This window comes from Methylobacterium sp. 88A (genome assembly GCF_000376345.1).
GTDB lineage: Bacteria > Pseudomonadota > Alphaproteobacteria > Rhizobiales > Beijerinckiaceae > Methylobacterium > Methylobacterium bullatum.
The window spans coordinates 4,679,361-4,698,532 of sequence record NZ_AQVT01000001.1 but is presented as its reverse complement, the minus strand read 5'-3'; the positions used below and the strand labels follow the sequence as shown (position 1 = coordinate 4,698,532).

General features: G+C 68.4%; 18 protein-coding genes. 6 read left to right on the top strand and 12 right to left on the bottom strand.

Annotation, left to right across the window (positions count from 1 at the left end; all coding sequences use genetic code 11):
* Nucleotides 1-13: 13 nt before the first annotated feature.
* The 4 genes from A3OM_RS0122415 to A3OM_RS0122400 form a co-directional block, all read right to left on the bottom strand.
* Nucleotides 14-859 (bottom strand): ATP-binding cassette domain-containing protein, encoded by an 846-nt coding sequence (locus A3OM_RS0122415; protein WP_018046041.1) that lies wholly within the window; start codon nucleotides 857-859, stop codon nucleotides 14-16.
* A gap of 51 nt (nucleotides 860-910) precedes the next feature.
* Nucleotides 911-1,699 carry an aliphatic sulfonate ABC transporter permease SsuC gene (gene ssuC / locus A3OM_RS0122410; protein ID WP_018046040.1) on the bottom strand — a complete coding sequence of 263 codons (789 nt, stop codon included), beginning with the start codon at nucleotides 1,697-1,699 and terminating at the stop codon, nucleotides 911-913.
* A gap of 71 nt (nucleotides 1,700-1,770) precedes the next feature.
* Nucleotides 1,771-2,394 carry an FMN reductase gene (gene msuE, locus A3OM_RS24520; protein WP_018046039.1) on the bottom strand — a complete coding sequence of 208 codons (624 nt, stop codon included), beginning with the start codon at nucleotides 2,392-2,394 and terminating at the stop codon, nucleotides 1,771-1,773.
* A 319-nt stretch (nucleotides 2,395-2,713) separates the two neighbouring features.
* Entirely contained in the window at nucleotides 2,714-3,787 is a 1,074-nt protein-coding gene (locus tag A3OM_RS0122400; protein WP_043764384.1) for an HD domain-containing phosphohydrolase, read from the bottom strand.
* Nucleotides 3,788-4,133: 346 nt separating this feature from the next.
* Between A3OM_RS0122400 and A3OM_RS0122395 the strand changes: the two genes are divergently transcribed.
* The 6 genes from A3OM_RS0122395 to A3OM_RS0122370 all read left to right on the top strand — a co-directional run bounded on the left by A3OM_RS0122395 (nucleotide 4,134) and on the right by A3OM_RS0122370 (nucleotide 9,089).
* On the top strand, nucleotides 4,134-4,685 hold the full coding sequence (locus A3OM_RS0122395; protein WP_018046037.1) for a SiaB family protein kinase: 552 nt from the start codon (nucleotides 4,134-4,136) through the stop codon (nucleotides 4,683-4,685).
* A 13-nt stretch (nucleotides 4,686-4,698) separates the two neighbouring features.
* The gene (locus tag A3OM_RS0122390) at nucleotides 4,699-5,094 is read left to right on the top strand and encodes a DUF1987 domain-containing protein (protein WP_018046036.1); all 396 of its coding nucleotides are present in this window, start codon (nucleotides 4,699-4,701) and stop codon (nucleotides 5,092-5,094) included.
* 5 nt (nucleotides 5,095-5,099) lie between these two features.
* On the top strand, nucleotides 5,100-5,960 hold the full coding sequence (locus A3OM_RS0122385; protein WP_018046035.1) for a GGDEF domain-containing protein: 861 nt from the start codon (nucleotides 5,100-5,102) through the stop codon (nucleotides 5,958-5,960).
* Nucleotides 5,957-7,648, top strand: coding sequence for a SpoIIE family protein phosphatase (locus A3OM_RS0122380; RefSeq protein ID WP_018046034.1), 1,692 nt, complete (start codon nucleotides 5,957-5,959; stop codon nucleotides 7,646-7,648). The genes A3OM_RS0122385 and A3OM_RS0122380 overlap by 4 nt, the downstream gene beginning before the upstream one ends.
* Before the next feature lie 213 nt (nucleotides 7,649-7,861).
* Entirely contained in the window at nucleotides 7,862-8,125 is a 264-nt protein-coding gene (locus tag A3OM_RS24515) for a hypothetical protein (protein WP_043765043.1), read from the top strand.
* Nucleotides 8,126-8,150: 25 nt separating this feature from the next.
* Entirely contained in the window at nucleotides 8,151-9,089 is a 939-nt protein-coding gene (locus tag A3OM_RS0122370; protein ID WP_018046032.1) for an ABC transporter ATP-binding protein, read from the top strand.
* A gap of 45 nt (nucleotides 9,090-9,134) precedes the next feature.
* Here the strand turns inward: A3OM_RS0122370 and A3OM_RS0122365 are convergent, their stop codons facing one another.
* The 8 genes from A3OM_RS0122365 to rpoN form a co-directional block, all read right to left on the bottom strand.
* Nucleotides 9,135-12,590 carry an SbcC/MukB-like Walker B domain-containing protein gene (locus A3OM_RS0122365; protein WP_018046031.1) on the bottom strand — a complete coding sequence of 1,152 codons (3,456 nt, stop codon included), beginning with the start codon at nucleotides 12,588-12,590 and terminating at the stop codon, nucleotides 9,135-9,137.
* Between the two features lie 209 nt (nucleotides 12,591-12,799).
* Nucleotides 12,800-13,435 (bottom strand): DUF4194 domain-containing protein, encoded by a 636-nt coding sequence (locus tag A3OM_RS0122360; RefSeq protein ID WP_018046030.1) that lies wholly within the window; start codon nucleotides 13,433-13,435, stop codon nucleotides 12,800-12,802.
* Nucleotides 13,436-13,526: 91 nt separating this feature from the next.
* Entirely contained in the window at nucleotides 13,527-13,793 is a 267-nt protein-coding gene (locus tag A3OM_RS0122355; RefSeq protein ID WP_018046029.1) for a hypothetical protein, read from the bottom strand.
* Nucleotides 13,794-13,944: 151 nt separating this feature from the next.
* Complete coding sequence (locus A3OM_RS0122350) at nucleotides 13,945-15,357, bottom strand: Wadjet anti-phage system protein JetA family protein (RefSeq protein ID WP_018046028.1); 1,413 nt, start codon at nucleotides 15,355-15,357, stop codon at nucleotides 13,945-13,947.
* A gap of 137 nt (nucleotides 15,358-15,494) precedes the next feature.
* Nucleotides 15,495-15,821, bottom strand: a complete 327-nt coding sequence (locus A3OM_RS0122345) for a hypothetical protein (protein ID WP_026176327.1) — start codon at nucleotides 15,819-15,821, stop codon at nucleotides 15,495-15,497.
* Between the two features lie 5 nt (nucleotides 15,822-15,826).
* Nucleotides 15,827-16,294, bottom strand: coding sequence for a PTS IIA-like nitrogen regulatory protein PtsN (ptsN, locus tag A3OM_RS0122340; protein WP_018046026.1), 468 nt, complete (start codon nucleotides 16,292-16,294; stop codon nucleotides 15,827-15,829).
* 123 nt (nucleotides 16,295-16,417) lie between these two features.
* The gene (gene raiA / locus A3OM_RS0122335; protein WP_026176326.1) at nucleotides 16,418-17,029 is read right to left on the bottom strand and encodes a ribosome-associated translation inhibitor RaiA; all 612 of its coding nucleotides are present in this window, start codon (nucleotides 17,027-17,029) and stop codon (nucleotides 16,418-16,420) included.
* A gap of 156 nt (nucleotides 17,030-17,185) precedes the next feature.
* A complete protein-coding gene (gene rpoN, locus A3OM_RS0122330) occupies nucleotides 17,186-18,733 on the bottom strand; it encodes an RNA polymerase factor sigma-54 (protein WP_026176325.1) in 1,548 nt (515 codons plus the stop codon).
* Between the last annotated feature and the right edge of the window lie 439 nt (nucleotides 18,734-19,172).

Here is a 19,172-nt window from a genome sequence, read left to right as displayed (position 1 = left end):
GCTCGTCCGGGGATCAGGCCGGGGCACGGTCCTTCAGCAGATGGTCGAGGATACGGCCTTCCAGCCGCGCGAGTTCGGGGTCGCCGCGCCGGCGCGGGCGGGGCACGTCCACGGTCAGGTCGAGGGCGACGCGGCCCTCCTCCACCACGAGGATGCGGTCGGCCATGGCCGCTGCCTCGGCGACGTCGTGGGTGACGAGGATGGCGGTGAAGCCCTGGTTGCGCCAGATCCGCTCGATCATGTCCTGCATGTCGATGCGCGTCAGGGCGTCCAGCGCGCCGAGGGGCTCGTCCAGGGCGAGCAGGCCCGGCCGGCTGACGAGGGCGCGCGCCAGGGCGACGCGCTGGCGCTGGCCGCCGGAGAGGGTCGCCGGCCAGTTGCCGGCCTTGTCGGTGAGGCCGACCTCGGCCAGCACCGCCGCCGCCCGCTCGCGCCGTTCCTGGCGCCGCCCGGCCCCGCCGAGCCCTACGGCGACGTTGTCGACGACCCTGGCCCAGGGCAGCAGGCGCGGCTCCTGGAACATGATGCGCTTCGTGGCCGAGCGCGCACCGGGGTTCTCCAGGTCGATACGCCCGGCGCTCGGCTGTTCGAGCCCGAGGATCAGGCGCAGCAAGGTGCTCTTGCCGCAGCCCGAGCGGCCGACGATGGCAACGAACTGGCCCGCCGGGATGTGCAGGTCGAGCCCCTCGATCACCTGATGGCCGTCGAAGGATTTCGACAGGCCGCGCAGGGTGACGGCGACCCCCGTGCCCGTGACGGGCGCGGGGCGCGTGGCCTGGCGGGCCTGGGGCGCGACGGGAACCTCGCGGGGCGGCGCGAGGGCGGCGTCGGGCGCGCGCAGCAGGGTGGAGGCGGTCATGGACGTCGTCCGTGGGGTTGATCGAAGAACAGGGGCATGTCGCGATGCCCCTCAGATGTTCCGGTAGGCCGGGTTCCAGGCCAGGAACGAACGCTCCAGCAGCCGGGTCAGGGTGTCGGCGATCTTGCCGAGGAGGGCGTAAATGACGATGGCCAGCACCACCACGTCCACCAGCATGAACTCGCGCGCCTGCATCGCCATGTAGCCGAGGCCGGACGAGGCCGAGATCGTCTCGGCGACGATGAGCGTCAGCCACATGATGCCGAGCGCGTAGCGCAGGCCGACGAAGATCGATGGCAGCGCCCCGGGCAGCACCACCCGCAGGAACAGGGTGGTGGGCGACATGCCGTAGACCCGGCCCATCTCCACCAGTTGCGGATCCACCGAGCGGATGCCGTGCAGGGTATTGGCGTAGATCGGGAAGAACACGCCGATGGCCACGAGGAAGAGCTTGGCCTCCTCGTCGATGCCGAACCACAGGATCACCAGGGGGATCAGCGACAGGTGCGGGATGTTGCGCACCATCTGCAGGGTCGTGTCGGTGAGCTTCTCGGAGAGCTGCGACAGGCCGTTGGCGAGGCCGAGGGCGAAGCCGATGCTGCCGCCGATGAGGAAGCCGACGGCCGCGCGCAGGAAGCTGATCCAGAGGTTGGTCCAGAGTTCACCGGTCTTGCTCGCCTGCCAGCCCGCGGCGATCACGTCCGAGGGGGCGGGCATGAAACGGGTGGAGACCAGGCCGGTGGAGGCCGCGGCCTGCCAGCCGGCGATGATCGCCACCGGCACGAGCCAGGGCGTCAGGCGGCCGAGGATGTCGGAACCGAGGGTTGTCTGCCGTGACATGTGTCCAGCCCTTGCTGACTGAGGCTCTGTAGGAGGCGCCGATCCCGGCGCCTCCCGGTCGTCCGAGCGGGCTATCGGTTCGGAGCGGCGAAGGCGGTGGCCGGCGCGGCCTCGAACGAAGCCGAGGGCTTCTCCCGTGCGCCGAGCAGCGCGGCGAGCTGGGCCGCAGCATCGGAAACGCGGCCCCGCACGCCCTCGTCGACGAGGACGCCGTCGGAGAAGTCCGCGTCGCTGCCATAGACCGAGGTCGGGACGGTCTGCGCGCTGAAGAAGCCGAAGAGGGGCCGCAGGGAATGCTCGACGACGAGGGCGTGCCGCGCGCCCCCGCCCGTGGCCGAGAGCACGACGGGCTTGCCCGCCAGGGCCGCCGGATCGACGAAGTCGAACAGGTGCTTGAACAGGCCGGTATAGGCGCCCTTGTAGACCGGCGTTCCGACGATGAGCGCGTCCGCGTTCTCGATCGCCTCCAGGATGCGCCGAGCGGGCAGCGAGAGCTGGTCGCGCGACCAGGCCGCGCCGAGGCCTGTCCCGGCATCGACCACGTCGAACAGGCGGATGTCGGCGCGCAGCCGCGCGCCGGTTGCCTCGGCCACGGCTTCGACCAGCGCACGCGTCTTCGAGGGACGCTGCAGGTTGGCGCTGAAGCCGACGATGCGCGGAAGCGGGCCTGAGAAAGAGCTGCCTTGAAGGGACATCGAGCGCCTACCGATCGGGTACGGGAATGCGCCGGGGACTTTGATCCGAACGCGCCGTCCAGTCATGGCGGGCCGTCCGGTCATGGAATGCCCCTCGGCATCGTTACCGAAATGTGATGGCAGCGGCGATCCGGGTCAACGAAACGTGCTTTTAAAAGAACGACGCATGGGAGATCGGTCTTCGGCAAGACGTCGCCGTAGGAGATGAAACTTTCAACTTGGCAATTTCATGCAGAATCACGGCCCATGGACGGGGTCGGCCTGGAAGAACGCTCCCCCTGAACCGGACAGGGTTCGGTAAACCGAACGCCGCGAGGCGCTAGACCAATGCATCGCCATGGCTCGATTGCAGGACGATGGGCTGGAAGGCCCGCAGGAGCGGCATGTCGAGCTTGCCCGTCATGCCGAGCATGATCGCATGGGCCTCGGCATGCGGGAGCGGATTGCGATAGGCCCGCCGCTCGGTGAGGGCCGAGTGGATGTCGCAGATCGTCACGAGGCGGACGAGATCCGGAATCGCATCGCCGATGAGGCCGGCCGGGTAGCCGCTGCCGTCGAGCATCTCGTGATGATGCCGGACCACGTCGAGCATGGCGGCATCGAACCCCTCCTGCCTGGCGAGCATGTCGGCACCGGCGGCGGCATGCGTGCGCATGGTCGCCATCTCGGCCGAGGTCAGCGCACCGGGCTTGTTGAGGATGGCCAGAGGAATCTTCGATTTGCCGATATCGTGCAGCAACGCGGCTTTCGCGAGGCGCTTCCGGTCGGCCCGGGGAATCTTGAGGTGGAAGCCGAAGGCCGCGGCAAAGCCGGCGACGCTGAGGGAGTGCTGGTAGAGGAGTTCGTCGTAGCGTCCGATCACCTCGAGCCACGCGCGGATGCCACCCTCGGAAACGGCCTCCAGAATCACGTCGGTTCCCGCATCGGCCTCCTCCGAGGAGATCGGCCGATCGGCTTGCGCCGCATGGAACAGGTCCGCCACCACGGAGCAGGCGCGGTGCGCCCTGCCTTCCAATGCGGCGGTCTCGCCGGCGTGACGCGTGCGCAGCTTCTCGCCGGCATCGATGAGGCTGAACAGGAGGGAGAGAATGGTCGGGCGTGGGGTATCGGCCGCCGTGACGCGCAGGGCCGGATTCGCCCTGTCCGGGATGTGGGCGGGCGCATTCGTGAGAACGAGGCAGGGCACGCGCATCGCCAGGAGACGGACCACCCAGGCCGTCGCTACGCCGTCACGGGGATCCAGATCGATGACGGCGACGACGGGCAGGATGGCGGGAGCCGACTGGTCCCCGAGAACGCTGCGGCAGGGCATGATGGTGGTGATGGCGCGCGCCAGCAGTCTCACCCGGTCCGGTCGATCCGATACGATGAGGACGGACTTGTCTTGTGTCACGATCCGATCCGCTTCAGACCGGCAAGGTCTGGGTTCGTGCCCAAACACAGGCGCGCTCGCGAGTTTTACAGAAACAAATCCCTATAAATTGTTTCTTTTCGCAGAACGAACCCGATGCCGTCCGATCTATCATCGACACCTTGAACCGAGATAGTTCTCCTGTCGGAACCATGGCGCGGGGTCGTCCAATCCTGTCGTCCTGGTTAACCGGATGGAATGGAATTTGCTCGCACTCCGCCAGATTGCGAGGCGGTAACTGTCTGTAGAGGCCTTTGGGTTAGTGCTGTCGGGCAGTGAAGGTGGGCGCTCACCGTGCGGCACCTTCCGCCATCGGGAGGAGGATGCTGTGCTCGCGCGGGACTTCAAATCCTTCTTCGAGACATCGAAGCGTAACGGTATCATCCTGTCGTTCGGCGGCGACATCTCGGAGAACGTGCTGTTTTCCCTCGGCGAAGTCCTGAAGCTTCGGATGATCCAGGGTGAGACGGACGCGACCATCGCCAAGCGGGTGTTCTCGATCTTCGTCGAGCAGGCCCAGAACATCATTCGTTACTCGGCCGACAAGCTCCCCGGGGACAAGGCGTCCTGCGGCATGATCAGTGCGGGGATGATCGTGGTCGGCGTCGAGAACGCGCGCTTCTTCGTCGTGTGCGGCAACGAGGTCCCCAAGGCCGATGCCGCCGTTCTGCATGAGCGATTGGACCACATTGCCGGCATGTCCAGCGAAGAACTCAAACGTTTCTACCGCGAGAAGCTGCGCCAGCCCCCCGACGAGGGCAGCCTCGGAGGGAGCATCGGCCTGATCGAGATCGCTCGCCGGTCGAGTGCTCCCGTCGAGTTCGATTTTCACGATCTCGGCGACGAGCGCAGTCTGTTCTGCCTCAAAGCCTATATCTGACGGCGCCCCGGCGATGGACCGCATTCAAATTCCGGCGACCGCCCGATCCCCCGAGGTGGATTTCGACTTCGCAGCCGGCCGTTTCAGGCTGAGCGGCGAATCGTATCCGGAGGATGCCGCAGCCTTCTTCGGCCCCCTGCTCCAGTCCCTGCGGTCCTACCTCGCCCTGTCGGGTCCGGAACCGATCGTGTTCGAGGTCGCCCTCGTCTATTTCAACAGTTCCAGCGCCAAGGGACTGATGAACCTGTTCATGCCCCTCGAGGCCGCCGCCGGCGAAGGCCGTGGCGTCACCATCCGCTGGCTCTACGCCGAGGGCGACGAGACCATCGCCGAGGCCGGGGAGGATTTCGCCTCCGACTTTTCCCATGCACGTTTCGATCTCGTCGAGACCTCGCAGGCGGGGAACTGACACGGATGAAGGTCAAGCCCGGGGTCGTTCCGCCAACCGACCATCCCCCCGTCGTCGGCGACGCGTTCAGTCTGTACGATACCGAGGAAGCGGTCCTGGGGAAGACCGATGGGATGCTGGCGGGGCTCGCGCAGGTCGCGGGCGGCGTCCAGCAACTCGCCGAAGCCTACCGGCGCAGTTATCGCGAGCAGCGCCGCCTCGTGAGGATGAGCGACCGGATGCAACTCGACCTGCAGAAGGCGAATCACCGCCTCGCCGAGCAGCAACGCGACCTGCAGGCCCTCAACGAGGCGCTGTCCGGCGAGATCGAGCATCGGACCCGGCTCGAAGCGAAGCTGAGGCATCTGGCCGATACCGACGACCTCACCGGCGCGGTGAGCCGTCGCCGTTTCATGGAGATCAGCCAGCGTGAATGGCTGCGATACGAGCGCGACCGGGTTCCCGCCTGCCTCCTCATGGCGGATCTCGACCGGTTCAAGCGCCTCAACGACGAGTTCGGCCACGCCGCCGGAGACGCGGCTCTCGCCAGCTTCGTCGAGACCTGCCGGAGGCGCCTGCGCAAGGTGGACGTGATCGGCCGCATGGGCGGCGAGGAATTTGCGATCCTGCTCACCGAGATCGGGGCCGATGCCGGGCTCACGGTGGCCGAAGACATCTGCCGCCTCGTCTTGGAAACCGGCGTGGCGTGGCCCGGAGGACCGCTGGCGCTCTCCGTCAGCATCGGCATTGCCGCCATCGAGGGAACCGAGACCTTCGAGCAGACTCTGGGCCGGGCCGATGCCGCGCTCTATGCGGCCAAACATGCCGGACGGGGCTGTGTCCGCCCGTCCCGCGGCCCTTCTGCAGACGGACCGCCGCCGCCATGACGTTCGATCCTGCGGCCGAGACGGCATCGCCCGCCGTCGCCTCCCCCACCCGCAAGCGCTCCTTGAGGGGAGGCGGTCCCCTGCGCGGCGACGACTTCCTGGAACTGGCCGGTTTCACCGACGTGTCGACATCCGCGCCCGGTACGATGCGGCCGGGCGCCCTGCGCGGTTCGGCCCGCGGGCGCGACCTCGACAGTCTGGCGCACACCCTGTTCCTGCGGATCTACCCGGTGATCGCCATCGTGGTGCTGGCGACGCAGGTCGGCATCGCCTGGGTGAACTACAACGACAGTCTCAGGCTCTATACCGAGCGGGCGAACCTTCTCGTCGCCCTCACCGCCCAGGCCATCGCCCGACCCGATTGGAGCGAGCGGCCGGACGTCTACACGACCCAGGTCCAGGCCCTGACCCTCGATCCGGCGTTCCGCTTCGTCCGTGCCTGGAACGCGGAGGGCGGCCTGGTGATGTCCATCGGCGAGATGCCGGGGGGACGCAGCATCGAGCTCATCCGCGCCTCCACCGCCATCACCCTGGCGGGCCAGGCGAAGCCCGTGGGAAGCCTGACGCTGGGACTTTCCACCGAAGCCCTGCGCGCCAATGCCGAGAAGCAGGCGCTCCTGGCGGTCGGGGCGAGCCTGGTGCTGATGCTCGCCTTCGTGCTGACCCTGCATGCCAACGTGCGCAAGCACGTCCTCGCCCCCCTGAAGCGCCTGCTGCTCGCCATGCGCGAGGTCGAGCACAAGCGCTGGTCGACGGTGGCGTTCGACGGCGCCATACGGGCCAGCAACGAGATCGACGTGATCTCCTCGGCCTTCAACCGCATGGTGGAGGGCCTGCGCGCCGGCGACGAGGCGAAGCAGCTCCTCGCCGACCTCGAACTCGCTCATGCCAAGCTCGCCGACGCCAACCACCAGGTCATGGAGAGCATCGGCTACGCCCGTCGCATCCAGACCTCCGTCCTGCCCGACCGGATGGCGCTGGCCGGTGCGGGACTCGATGTCGCCGTGCTGTGGGAGCCGCTGCATCAGGTCGGCGGCGACTATTTCTGGCTGGAACGCCTCGGTGACGTCAGCATCATCGTCGTGGCCGATTGCACCGGCCACGGCGTACCGGGCGCGTTCATCACGCTCATCGTCGCCACCGCCCTCGACCGCGTGCTGCACGAGCGCGGCCTGCGCTCGCCGGCCGAGATCCTGACGGTCCTCGACGAGATGGTCCGCGCCCAGCTGCGCCAGGACGGGCGCGGTTCGGATTCCGATGACGGGCTCGATTGCGGCCTGTGCATCTGGGACCCGGAGGCACGGCGCCTGACCTTCGCCGGCGCCGGCCTGTCGCTCACCACCGTCACGGATGCGGGGGTGACCCGGATCAGGGGGGCCAAGCGGGGACTCGGTTATCCGCGCCAGGGGAGCGAGAGCTTCAGCACCGGGAACGTCACCCTGGATGTGGCGCCGGGCGACACCTTCTACCTGATGACCGACGGCATCACCGACCAGATGGGTATTCACGGTACGCAGCGTCGATTGCTCGGGTATCGCGGTGTCGCGGATATCCTCCTACGCACCCGCGGGGAGGAACTCGGCCGGCAGATCGGGACACTGGAAACCGAGCTCGCCGCCTATCGCGGCTCCGAGACACCCCGGGACGACATGACCCTCGTCGCGTTCCGCCCGAAACGACAGACGTGACCCACCGCTCCGTGACCGAAACGATCGTCGCCCGGTGCGCTGGCACACGCTAAGCCCCATGACAATTCGGCACTATCTACGCCTGCCATTCGAGAGATCGCATCGCAACGCCTCAACCTTGCCGTCATGATGGACGAAGAGAGGTGGTATTCGGGGCGCGATCTTCGTTTGCCTCTGCTGCGTTTCTACACATTCGAAAAGTCGAGATCGATCATGACACGCTTCCTTGCCGCGTCCGTCTGTCTGGGCCTGCTTGTCGCCATGCCCGTCCAGGCGCAGCCCTCCACCACGGCGCAGCAGCCCGCCCCCAAGCGCATGACCACCGCCATGGGTGTGACGAAGCCGCCGACCTCCACCTTCAACCGGGCCTCGACCGAAGGCGACATGCTCAAGGCGCAGAAGGTCTCCGCCGCACGCGACAAGGCCTGGGACCGGAAGATGCGGACAACGATGGGTTCGATCTGCCTCGGCTGCTGAGATCCGAGCCCGCGAGGCTCGGTCGATGATCCGGTTCGAAGGCGTCTCCCGCCGCTTTGCCGGCGCGGATCGACCGGCCGTCGATGGGATCGACCTCGACATCGCGGAAGGCACGACCTGCGTCCTCATCGGCCCTTCCGGTTGTGGCAAATCCACCACCCTGCGCATGGTCAACCGGCTCGTGGAACCGGATGCCGGGCGCATTCTCCTCGACGGACGCGACGTGGCGGGGGTCGATCCGGTGCGGCTGCGCCGCGGCATCGGCTACGTCCTGCAGGGTATCGGCCTGTTCCCCCACCGGACCGTCGCCGAGAACGTCGCCACCGTGCCAAAGCTGTCGGGCTGGTCCCGCGCCCGGATCGCGGATCGTGTGGACGAGATGCTCGCCCTCGTCGGCCTCGATCCGCGGGACTACCGCGACCGGAGGCCGGACGAACTCTCCGGCGGTCAGCGCCAGCGAGTCGGCGTCGCGCGCGCGCTCGCGGCTGACCCGGCCGTCCTCCTCATGGACGAGCCCTTCGGAGCCGTGGATCCGGTAGCGCGTGGCCGGCTACAAAGCGAGATCGGCGAGATACTTCGCCGGCTCAATAAGACCGTCATCATCGTCACCCACGATATCGACGAGGCGATGCGGATGGGGGATCGCGTCGTGCTGATGCGCGAGGGCCGGATCGTCCAGGCCGACACGCCGGACCGCCTCCTGGTCGCCCCCGCCGACGCCTTCGTGGAGAGCTTCGTCGGCGAGGACCGTGCTCTGCGTCGTCTCGCGCTGACGCAAGCGGGTGTCGTCGCGGTTCCCGGTGAGGCCGCGGATGCGCCGTCCGTCACGGCCGAGACATCGCTGAAGGACGCCCTGGCGCTGCTTCTCTCCACTGGCGCCGATCACCTCGCGGTGACGGGGAACGGTGCCCCCGCCATTCTGACTCTCACCGCGATCCGGGAAACCGCATCGCGGCGGACCTGATCGCGCGTTCGTCAAGGCCGAGCGCATCGAGGGAGGATACCCCCCTCACTCCGCCGCGTCGGAGACCCGGAACGTCTCGATTCCCTGCCGCTCCGGGTTGATGGCCGCCAGCGCGCGCTTGGCCGTCTCCAGCGGATGCTCTGCCTCGATCCGCACCGAGGTCAGGTCCGGGCTCTTATAGACGGTGACGATGGTGTCCATCACCTCGGTGAGCGTGGTGCGCTTGTCTTCCGGGGCGGCGATGAGGAGTTGCAGCCCCCAAGCCTGATAAAGGTCCACCAGGGCCTGCGAGTTGCGCACGTCGAGTTTGGAGAAGGCCTCGTCGAGGAGACAGAGGCCGAGGCCGGGATTTTCGTCGCCGGGCCGATCGCCGGGGTAATAGGCCGAGGCGAGCGAGGCGGCGATGGCCACGTAGAACGGCGCCTGCGCCTCGCCGCCCGAGCCGCGCAGTGCCCGGTTCGACATGGTGGTGCGGTTGCCCGCCTTGTCGCGCATGCCGATCTCGTAGACGAAATAGTTGCGGTAATCGGCGAGCCGCGCCGCGCTCTCGTCGCCGGCGATCAGGGCGGTGATCTCCTCGATGGCGGCGGCGAGCGGACCCGAAGGCGCTTCCTCGCCTTCCCCCGGCAGAATCGCCTGCGCCGCGTCGGCCGAGCGAGCCACCTCGGTGGCGAGGGCATGCACGGCGGCGTAGCGGCGGTCGACGGTCGCCTCGAACGCGTAGGTCTGGCCGGTGAAGGTCTGGGTGGAGAGGCGTTCGTTCAGGGCGTCGAGGCGGGTGCGGACCCGCTCGAACTTGTCGGCGAGGCGCGTCAGCAGGTCCTCGGTCATGAGGCGGCGCATCTCGCCCTCTGCCCGCACCGCCTGGTCGCGATAGCGCCGCAACTCGTGGCCCGCGACCTCGTCATGGGCGCGGGCGACCCAAGAGAAACCGAAGGAGGCCGGGGCGTCGCCGTTGCCGAGCGGGTTCTCGATCCGCCATTGCACGCAATATTCGGCGAGATCGCGCTCGGCGGCACGGCCTTGCGTGCGCGCCGTCTCCATCGCCTCGCGGGCGGCGCCGCGCGCCGCATTGGCCAAAGCCGCCAGTTCCTTGGATTCGAGGCCTGCGGCGTCGGCCCGGGCCTTCGCCACCGCCAGCGGATCGAACCCGTCCGGCCGGACGAGTCGGATGCGGACGGAATCACCGGCGATCCAGCGCGCATGGGCGCTGCGCCTTGCCTGGAGCGCGCCGCGTATCGCCTCCCGCGCGGTGGCGACTTTCGCCTTCAGCCCCGCTTCCTCGCCGAGCAGCGCGTCGCGCTTGGGCTCCAGAACTTGGACCAGCTCCGTGAGATAGGCCGAGCGCTCCTTGGCAAGCTCCTTGATCTCGGCCTCCAGCGCGCCGGTATCGGCCTTCTCCACCGCCTCACGCTCGGTGGTGAGGCTGCGCCGGCGCCCTTCCATGGCGTCGGCCTCCTGGCGCAGAGAGACGATGTCGAGATTCGCTTCCGCGAGGCGGACCCGCAGCATGGCGGCGATGCGGGCGGCCTCGCGCAGCACGCCCGCCTCACCGCGCAGGCGCCGCGCCTCGGCCACCGCGCGCTCCAGGTTCTGCCGTCCCTCCGCCGTGGGGCCGCGGCTGCCCCGCGTCATCATCAACTGGACCGGCCGCACCACGGAATAGGCCATGCCCGAGGTGGAGCGGCCGCTCGGCGCCACGGCGCGGCTCATATGGGCGAGGGCCGCGTCGTTGGGGGCGAGATCGTAGCCCCCGAGACGCGCGGCGAGGAAGGCCTGGGCGTGAGGATCGCGGGTCTCGATCAGCGAGATCGGCCCCTCGTCGTCGCGCCCGCCCCGGCGCCGCGCGGTGTCGGTGGTCTTGACCAGCAGGCAGCGGTAGAACTGGCTCTTGCGGGCCTCGAGATGGGCGAAGGCTTCGTTGAGCCTGTCCGGCTCCACCACCAGGGCCTCACGGGCGCCGCCGAGCAGACCCTCCAGGGCCGGCCCCCATTTCGGATCGGTGATCTCGGCGAGCTCGCAGATCGGCGTGGCCTCGATCCCGAGCCGGGCCAGCTCGTCGCGAAAGCCTGCCGTGTCGGAAGAGAGGCGGGCGCCGCCCGTCCGCCCGGTGCCGATCTCGGCCGAGAGGGCCTGCGCCTCTTTCTCCTGGGCCCGGGCGCGCAGGGCCATATCCTCGGCGGCGGTGTCGAGGGGGGTGGCGATGTCGGGCAGGGCCGCGAGCATCTCGATCAACCCGCCGAGGGGGCCGTCGATGCGCAGGGATTCCTCGGGGGGCGCCTCGCGGCGCAGGCCGGAGCGCGAGCACGCGGCCACGATCCGGGCGGCGTCGGGATCGATCCGCTGAATCTCGGAGAACAGGGTGTTGAGCTTGCCCGCCTCCTGCACCATCCCCACGAGGTCGGCGACGCGGGCGGAGAGGTCGCGCTTGTCGCGCGCCAGCATGGCGAGGCCGGCATTGGAGGCGGCGAGCCGCCCCTCGCCCTGGCTCCCGGCGAGCATCGCCTTCTTGCCGGCGATTTCCCCGTCGATCTCGCGCACGAACCCCTGGCTGGTGGCCACACTCTCGCGGGCGATGCGCAGGCGCTCGGCTACCTCGCCGAGCCTGGAGCGGGCGGTCGCGTAATCGAGGATGCGCCGGCGCAGATCGGCGCCAGCGGCGCGCAGATCGTCGAGGGTGGCCGAGAGGCTGGCCTCGGCCCAGGTCTCGTAGCGCTTCAGGATGCGCCCGAGATGCGTGAGTCGGCGCTCCAACTCCTCGATCGTCTCCAGCAGGCGGCGCCAGTTCTCCACCGACTGGCGGATGCGGGCGACGTCCAGGGGCTCCGGTTCGAGCACGAAGGAGCGCACGAAGGCGGAGGAATCGAAGATCGGCTTGAACGCCACGGCGTTGGAGAAGGTGCGCAGGAAATGCCGTGGCTCCGGACTCGACGCCCCCTCGCGCATCAGCGCCAGCAATTCGGCGGTGAAGCGCTCGCCCGACGAGCGGAATTCCTCGAACCGGTCGGCCTGGATGCGCAGGTCCTTGGCGATCTCCGGCCAGGGCGCGACGAAGCTGCCCTCCGCGGTCTCGCGGACGTAATCGGCGATCTCGAAGCGATGGCCGACCGCGATGAAGCGCGACAGCGTGGTCTCGCGGCTGTCCTCGGCACGGGCCGCCAAAGCGAGGCCCACCGAGACGACGCGGCCGGTGGTCTCGTTCTCGAAGACCAGAACGATCAGGGTCTCGCAGGCCTCGCGGGTCGGGCGTCCGCCCTCGGCCGGGTCGCTGATCCAGCCGAGGCAATAATCGCGGACCGTGCGGGCGCTGCGCCCCGAGGCGGAGGCGTTGAGGGCGAGGCGGCTGGCATTGTTTCCGGCCAGCACCGTTCCAACGGCATCGAAGATCGTCGATTTGCCGGCGCCCGTCGGCCCCACCAGGGCAGCCGCCCCCCGGATGCGGATCTGCTCGCGCCGGATCAGGTACCAGTTGGAGAGGACGATGTCGGTGAGGCGGTACACCGGTCGGGCGGCTCCCTGCGGGGCGTGTCGGTCGCCCGGCATGGACGCCGTCGGCTCGCGATGCAAGTCGGGTGGCAGCGTCACCTCCTATAGGGGCGGGAGGGTCCGTCCCCGCACCGCAATGTTTTCATGTGAAATCTTTTATTAAGCAGTCCCGATCCCGACCGAAGGCCGACATCGGCGCGTTCGCCGGCCCCGGTGACCCGCTGTCAGCCGTCGTCGTCGAGGCGCGCCGCGGCCCAGGCGCGGACCTGTTCCATCCAGGCATCGGGCGAGAGCACGGCGATGCCCGGTAGCAGCATCAGCGGCGTGATCTTCTCGGCTTTGTCGCGCTCCCCCAGGCGCAGGGCACCCTTGCGGGCGAAGAGGCGGAGGATTTCGGTGAGGCGCGCCTCCTCCGGCGCCTCGCTCCGGGCGGCGGTGCGGATCGATTCGGCGATGTCGTCGGTGGTGCATTCGACCACGCCGTCGGTGGTGACGCGGTGCGCGCGCAGCCCCTCCTCGTAGGCGAGACGCAGGGCGAGAAGGACGAGGGTCTCGTCCTTGCGCAGGCGTTCGGCCTGGCCGTCGTGGCGCACCCCGTCCGGGGGCACGCGCAGGAACACCATCTGGTCGCGGGGCGAAACCTCGAACCCGTATCCGAGGCAGGCGAAGTACCTCTTGAAGAAGGGAGCGTAGTGCCGGGCAAGCTCGTAGGAGCGCCCGATGCCGGGGGTGTCGGAATAGATGCACTGGCTCTTGAGCAGCACCTGGAGCGCCCGCGTCAGATCCTCCCCGGAGGGCGCGCGCGTCCCCGGAGGCGGAGGCTCGTCGCCGTCGACGATGGCGCGGAAGGCCTCGATCATCCCGACAATCCATGAAGCGTTGAGGCGGAACACCCGTCCCTCCGTGGCGCCTCGTTACCCGGATCGCGGTCCTTTCACAAAGGCCCGGCGTTCATGCCGCCTGCTGAGTCGCCTTGAACAGCGAGAGGCATTGGGTGTCGCGGTGCATGCTCAGGATCGAGGCGCGGTCGATGGACGGATTCTCGGCGAGCACGCGCTGGACCTCCGCCACGACCCGGTCGTAGCGGGAGGGGTCGAAGTTCCGTTCAAGCGGACTGACGGCGATGTAGGTCTCGACCACGAGCACGCGCTCGGATCTCTCCTTGCCCACCTCGACCGCGATCCAGGCGGACTTGATCAAGCATTTCCCGGATGTCATCGGCGTATCTCCCGGTATTCCCGCATCTTCGACGGGCCTTCGGCAAGTATGATCCCCCTTCCAACGTCTGCCAAGTCCGGAAACATCAATGTGATCAGGCGGCGGTCCAAGATCGTCACCGATTGTGACCCGATGCGGAGTTCGTCCCCGCTCAGGCGCCGCGCGGGCGAACCGATGCCGGGCGGACCGCCGGGTTTCGGCGCTCCACCAGGAAGTCCGGGCAGTCGAGCCAGCCGTTGGAGACGCGGCCCGCGACCCGCGAGAGGCGGTAGCGCGTGGTCAGGATGCCGTCGAACAGCACGTCGATCTCGCGCAGGCGCTGGAACACCACGAACTCGTCCACATCCGCCACCACGATCTCGGAACCCCGGACGGCGGGGCTCGCCCCGAGCTTGCGCTCGACGAAGGCGATGACGCGCTCCGGCGTCACCATCACCCGCTGGCGGAAGGCGTCCTTGGCCAGGATGAAGGCCTCGATGGCAGGGTCGAGATGGATCTCCGGCAGCGGCTCGGACAGGATCGCCGCGCGCCGCATGCGGGGGGTGTAGAGATGCGGCTCGCCGATGGGCGGACGCAGGAGCGAGACCTCGGCGGAGGGGCCGGTCTCCGACCATTCGGCGGCGCCCACCGCCCGCAACGCCGCGGCGGTACGCTCGATCCGGTCGGAATCGCGATGGTCGGTGTAGCGCAGGGCCGCCGCGATCCGGCGCTCCAGGCGTGCCACGATGTCGGCCACGGCGTCGAGATGCCGGTCGAGCCCCTCGAAGATCGAGAGGATTTCGGCGAGATCCGCCCGTACTGCCCGCTCGGCCAGGGACAGGTCCTGTGCCCTCCCTTCGCGCAGCCCCGCTTCGGCGAGAGCCCGCAGGGTGAGGTCGTCGCGCAGGGCGCGGCCCGCCTCGCGGACGATGCCGGAGCGGAAGCGGAACGGGTTCAGGCGCGTGTGCAGGGTGCGGTAGTCGCTGACGAGATGGCGCGCGACGAACTCCTCGAAATAGAGGCGGAACGCGACGCCCTGGTCTTCCTCGCGCAGGATCCGCTCCTCGATCTTGCGCATCGAGCCGGCGAGGCTGCGCAGATGTCCGAGGAAGGCGCGCGAGGCCTTGGCCGCATTGACCAGGGCCTCCGAACGTTCGGCCGGGTTGGCCACCGCGCTCTCCAGGCTACCCAGTACCTCCAGTACCGCGCCGCCATAGGAGCGGGTCTCGCCCCGGTCGAGACGGGCGAGTTCCTCGATGACGAGGCGGGCATCCGGATCGAAATCGACCACCGGCACGTAGCGCTCGCGCCGTTCCACCAGCCAGCCGGCGTCGAGAAGCCGCCGGTAGACCGCCGAGCGTCGCTCCACCGGATCGACCGGCGTGGCCTCGTCGTCGGCGATCTCGCCCTGGGACCAGTCGGCGGAGAAATCACCGATGGAGGCGAGCAGCTCGCTCTTGCGCAGGGGTTCGGTGGTCTCGGCGAACACCCTGGCATGCAGATGCAGCAGCAGCGCCGCGTTGAAGGCCCGGCTCGGCGAGGCGAGCGGCTTGAACAGATCGTCGGGGAGGCGGGTGAACAGCATGGCGGCGCTGGTGAGGACAGCCAGTGCAACGGGCCGGAGTCAATCGACCGGCCGTAACGGCCTGTGTGCCGAGCGCACCCTACCCTTGCAGCATCGGCCCGTCTGAAAACCAGGTACCGGCCATTCGGGCCGACGTACTACAGCCCGCGGCAGCGCGTCCGGATGATGCCGGAGAAATCCTTCTCCGAGGTCTGCACCTCGGCGAGCTTGGCGGCGCGCTCGGCCCCCGACAGGCAGCGACCGTAGACGCTGGCGACCCGGCGCATGGTCTCCACGTGGCGGCGCCAGACCCGGCAGCGGTTGGCATCGTCGCCATCCGCCTGCTCGAGCTGGTCGATGGCCTGACGCTGCATCGAGTTGGCCACGAGCACGTCGCGGGCGCAGGTCACGTCGGCCTGCGCCGGCGTGAGCGACAGGACGAGCCCCGCCATCGCGGCCGCCGCCCACTTCGCCTTCACGTCCATCGGGATCATGCCGCCTCGGATTTCGTAGGCTGGGTCAGGAGCGCATAGAGGGCGCTGGAGTCCCTCGCGGCCCGGATCCGGTCGAGAACGCCCGGTTCGCGCAGGAGCCGCGCCACCTGGGCCAGCGCCTTGAGATGCTCCGCGCCCGCGCCCTCCGGGGCGAGGAGGAGAAAGGCGATGTCGATCGGCTGACCGTCGAGGGATTCGAAATCCACCGGCTTCTCCAGCCGTGCCACGAGGCCGAACAGCCGGTCGAGGCCCGGAAGCTTGCCGTGGGGAATGGCGACGCCGTCGCCGATGCCCGTGGAGCCGAGGCGCTCGCGCTGCAGGAGAGTCTCGAACACCTCACGCTCGTCCAGAGCGGGAAGCTGGCGCACCGCATGGGTGCTCAATTCCTGGAGGATCTGCTTCTTCGCGCGAGCGCGCAGAGAAGTCACCACGGAATCCGGACTCAGGAATTCCAGAATCGGCATAAAGGACCATCGCCCCATCGGCGGCGACCCACCGGCCCCCGCTCGTCTACATTAGCGCTGCGGATGCGTGGTCCCCACGCATCCCGAGGCGGCCGATGGTCGGCACGCGGCCGGCAGAGCGCGTTAAGCTGCCGCCTCCGGCGGATCCACCCAACCGATCGCTCCGTCACTGCGGCGGTATACGACGTTGATGCGGCCGGTACCAGCGTGAACGAACACGATGACCGGTGCCCCCGTGAGATCGAGGGCGGTGACCGCCTCGCTCACCGAGTGGCGCTTGAGCGCCCTGGTGCTCTCGGCGACCACGGGCGGATGCGCCTCCTCGTCCTCGGCGAGATCGTCGTCGATCACATCCTCTTCCGCGTCGCTCGGCGCGGCGAAGACGGCGTAAGCCGCCTGGACGGTGGCGCCCTCATGCAGGGCGGCGCCATGATCCTTGAGCCGGTGCTTGTAGCGCCTCAGGCGCTTCTCGAGCTTGTCCGCGGTCTGCTCGAAGCTCGAATGCGCGTCGTGCGAAGCGGCGGACGCTTCGAGCGTCAGGCCCGAGACGAGGTGAAGCACACAATCGGTACGGTAGGCCGTCCCATCTCGTCGAAGCGTCACATGGCCGGAACAGGTGCCGTTCATGTGGCTGTCGAGATATTTCGACAAGGTGGCGGCCATTCGCTCTTCGACACGCCCGCGAAGGGCTTCGCCGAGGTCCAGGCCGTGGCCTGTGACGCGCAATGACCCCATGTATCCTCCGGTTTTGTTGCGTTCGGGAGGCAAGTAAAGGAGCCCCGGGAGGAGAAGTCAACGGAATGGCGAGCCGGCATTGCACGGGAGGTGACAGGCGGGAAAGCCTGAAGCTTTCCCCGGCGGGCAGACGTCATCCGCAGAACGCGGCAGCCCTCAGCGGGCGTAGGCGAAATGCTCGCGGCGGCGCTCGATGGACGAGGGGATGCGCAGGGATTCCCGATATTTCGCCACGGTGCGGCGGGCGATGTCGATGCCCTCGTCGCGGAGCTTCTGCACCAGGGCGTCGTCCGAGAGCACGTCGCCGGTCGCCTCGCCGTCCACGAGCTGCTTGATGCGGTGGCGCACCGCCTCGGAGGAATGCGAAGCCGTGCCCGCCGCCCCCGGAATGGCGGCGGTGAAGAAGTATTTCATCTCCAGGGTGCCCCGGCTGGTGCCGATGGATTTGTTGGAGGTGACCCGCGACACGGTGGATTCGTGCATGCCGATGGCCTCGGCGACCGTCTTGAGGTTGAGGGGGCGCAGATGCGCCACGCCGTTCACGAAGAAGGCGTCCTGCTGGCGGACGATCTCCGAGGCGACCTTGAGGATGGTGCGCGCCCGCTGCTCCAGGCTGCGGGTGAGCCAGTTGGCGGTCTGCAGGCATTCGGACAGGAACGCCTTGTCGCCCTCGGCCGCCGCCCCGCGCGAGACGCGGGCATAGTAGCTCTGGTTCACCAGAACGCGCGGCAGCGCCTCGGCATTGAGCTCCACCAGCCAGGAGCCGTCGGAGGCCGCCCGGACGAACACGTCGGGGATCAGCACCTCCACGGCGCGCGAGCCGAAGGCCCGCCCGGGCTTCGGGTCGAGGCGGCGCAGTTCGGCCAGCATGTCGACGAGATCCTCGTCATCGACGCCGCAGAGCCGGCGCAGGCTCGGGAAGTCGCGCTTGGCCACGAGGTCGAGGCGGGAGACCAGGGCCTGCATCGCCGGATCGAACCGGTCACGCTCGCGCAGCTGCAGGCTCAGACATTCGGCGAGATCGCGGGCGGCGATACCCGGCGGGTCGAAGGTCTGGATCAGCTTGAGCACCCGCGCCACGGAATCGAGGCTGGCGCCGAGGCGCTCGGCCACCTCGTCGATGGACTCGCGCATGTAGCCGGCATCGTCCACCGCATCGATGAGGAAGCCGGCGATCAGCCTGTCGCCGGCATCGCGGGTGGCGAGGTCGAGTTGCGCGCTGAGATGCTCGCGCAGGGAGACTTCCGAGGTCAGGGTCGCCTCGAAATCCGGCGCCTCGCCGTCGAAGCTGCCGCCGGTATTGCCGTAGGGCGCCGGAGTCAGGGTGAGCATGTCGCCCGAGGCAGCCTCGCGGGCATGGCTCGGATTCTCATCGGAGAAGACGTTGTCGAGACGGGTGTCGAGGACGCTTTCCATCTCGGCGCTGCTGGCCGTGAGTTCGGTCGACATCCAGTTGTCGGGCTCGGCCGAGTCGAACTCGCCATCCCCGTCGCCCGCGGCCTCCGGGGCCACCTCGCCGTTCGCGCGTTCACCGTCCGGCTCGCCCTCGACGCGCTCCAGGAGCGGATTGCGCTCCAGTTCGGCATCCACATAGGTGGCGAGATCGATCTGGGAGAGCTGAAGGAGCTTGATCGCTTGGAGAAGCTGTGGCGTCATCACCAGGGCTTGGCCCTGACGCATTTCCAGTCGCTGCAGCAAGCTCATGGTGTTGCCCCGACGCCTTCAGGTGAGCCCAGCCGAAGGCGCGCACAAAACCCTACGCCGCTCGGCATGAATGTTGCTTATTTTTATCTTCGCCTAGGTCTATCGCCATCTTGCGCCGCCGTCAAAGCGCGATGCGCGCGATTTCCACCGCGATGCTGCGCCGCACCATCTGGCGCGGCGCAGCCGGGGTTGGACGGACGCAGCTCATGCTCGCGCAACTGTCTCGTACCAAAGAGAAATTAAATTCCCCCTCCGCTGGCATGCGCGGACGACCAGCCTAAAGACATGCACAAAACGCATGCATCTTTTGGTCGCCATGTAATGTGGCGAGAAATTGGGCAGCAGAGGATGTGGGCAGCACGGGCGGGCGCGTGATTCGCGGATTCGGATCGGGCCGGTGGCCTAAACAGGTTTCGCAGAAGTGGCCTCCGGTTCTGCG

Coding starts and splice junctions, on each gene's coding strand:
- A3OM_RS0122415 (WP_018046041.1), bottom strand. CDS start 859: ATGACCGCCTCCACCCTGCTGCGCGCGCCCGACGCCGCCCTCGCGCCG.
- ssuC (WP_018046040.1), bottom strand. CDS start 1,699: ATGTCACGGCAGACAACCCTCGGTTCCGACATCCTCGGCCGCCTGACG.
- msuE (WP_018046039.1), bottom strand. CDS start 2,394: ATGTCCCTTCAAGGCAGCTCTTTCTCAGGCCCGCTTCCGCGCATCGTC.
- A3OM_RS0122390 (WP_018046036.1), top strand. CDS start 4,699: ATGGACCGCATTCAAATTCCGGCGACCGCCCGATCCCCCGAGGTGGAT.
- A3OM_RS0122385 (WP_018046035.1), top strand. CDS start 5,100: ATGAAGGTCAAGCCCGGGGTCGTTCCGCCAACCGACCATCCCCCCGTC.
- A3OM_RS0122380 (WP_018046034.1), top strand. CDS start 5,957: ATGACGTTCGATCCTGCGGCCGAGACGGCATCGCCCGCCGTCGCCTCC.
- A3OM_RS24515 (WP_043765043.1), top strand. CDS start 7,862: ATGACACGCTTCCTTGCCGCGTCCGTCTGTCTGGGCCTGCTTGTCGCC.
- A3OM_RS0122370 (WP_018046032.1), top strand. CDS start 8,151: ATGATCCGGTTCGAAGGCGTCTCCCGCCGCTTTGCCGGCGCGGATCGA.
- A3OM_RS0122360 (WP_018046030.1), bottom strand. CDS start 13,435: ATGATCGAGGCCTTCCGCGCCATCGTCGACGGCGACGAGCCTCCGCCT.
- A3OM_RS0122355 (WP_018046029.1), bottom strand. CDS start 13,793: ATGACATCCGGGAAATGCTTGATCAAGTCCGCCTGGATCGCGGTCGAG.
- A3OM_RS0122350 (WP_018046028.1), bottom strand. CDS start 15,357: ATGCTGTTCACCCGCCTCCCCGACGATCTGTTCAAGCCGCTCGCCTCG.
- A3OM_RS0122345 (WP_026176327.1), bottom strand. CDS start 15,821: ATGGACGTGAAGGCGAAGTGGGCGGCGGCCGCGATGGCGGGGCTCGTC.
- ptsN (WP_018046026.1), bottom strand. CDS start 16,294: ATGCCGATTCTGGAATTCCTGAGTCCGGATTCCGTGGTGACTTCTCTG.
- raiA (WP_026176326.1), bottom strand. CDS start 17,029: ATGGGGTCATTGCGCGTCACAGGCCACGGCCTGGACCTCGGCGAAGCC.
- rpoN (WP_026176325.1), bottom strand. CDS start 18,733: ATGAGCTTGCTGCAGCGACTGGAAATGCGTCAGGGCCAAGCCCTGGTG.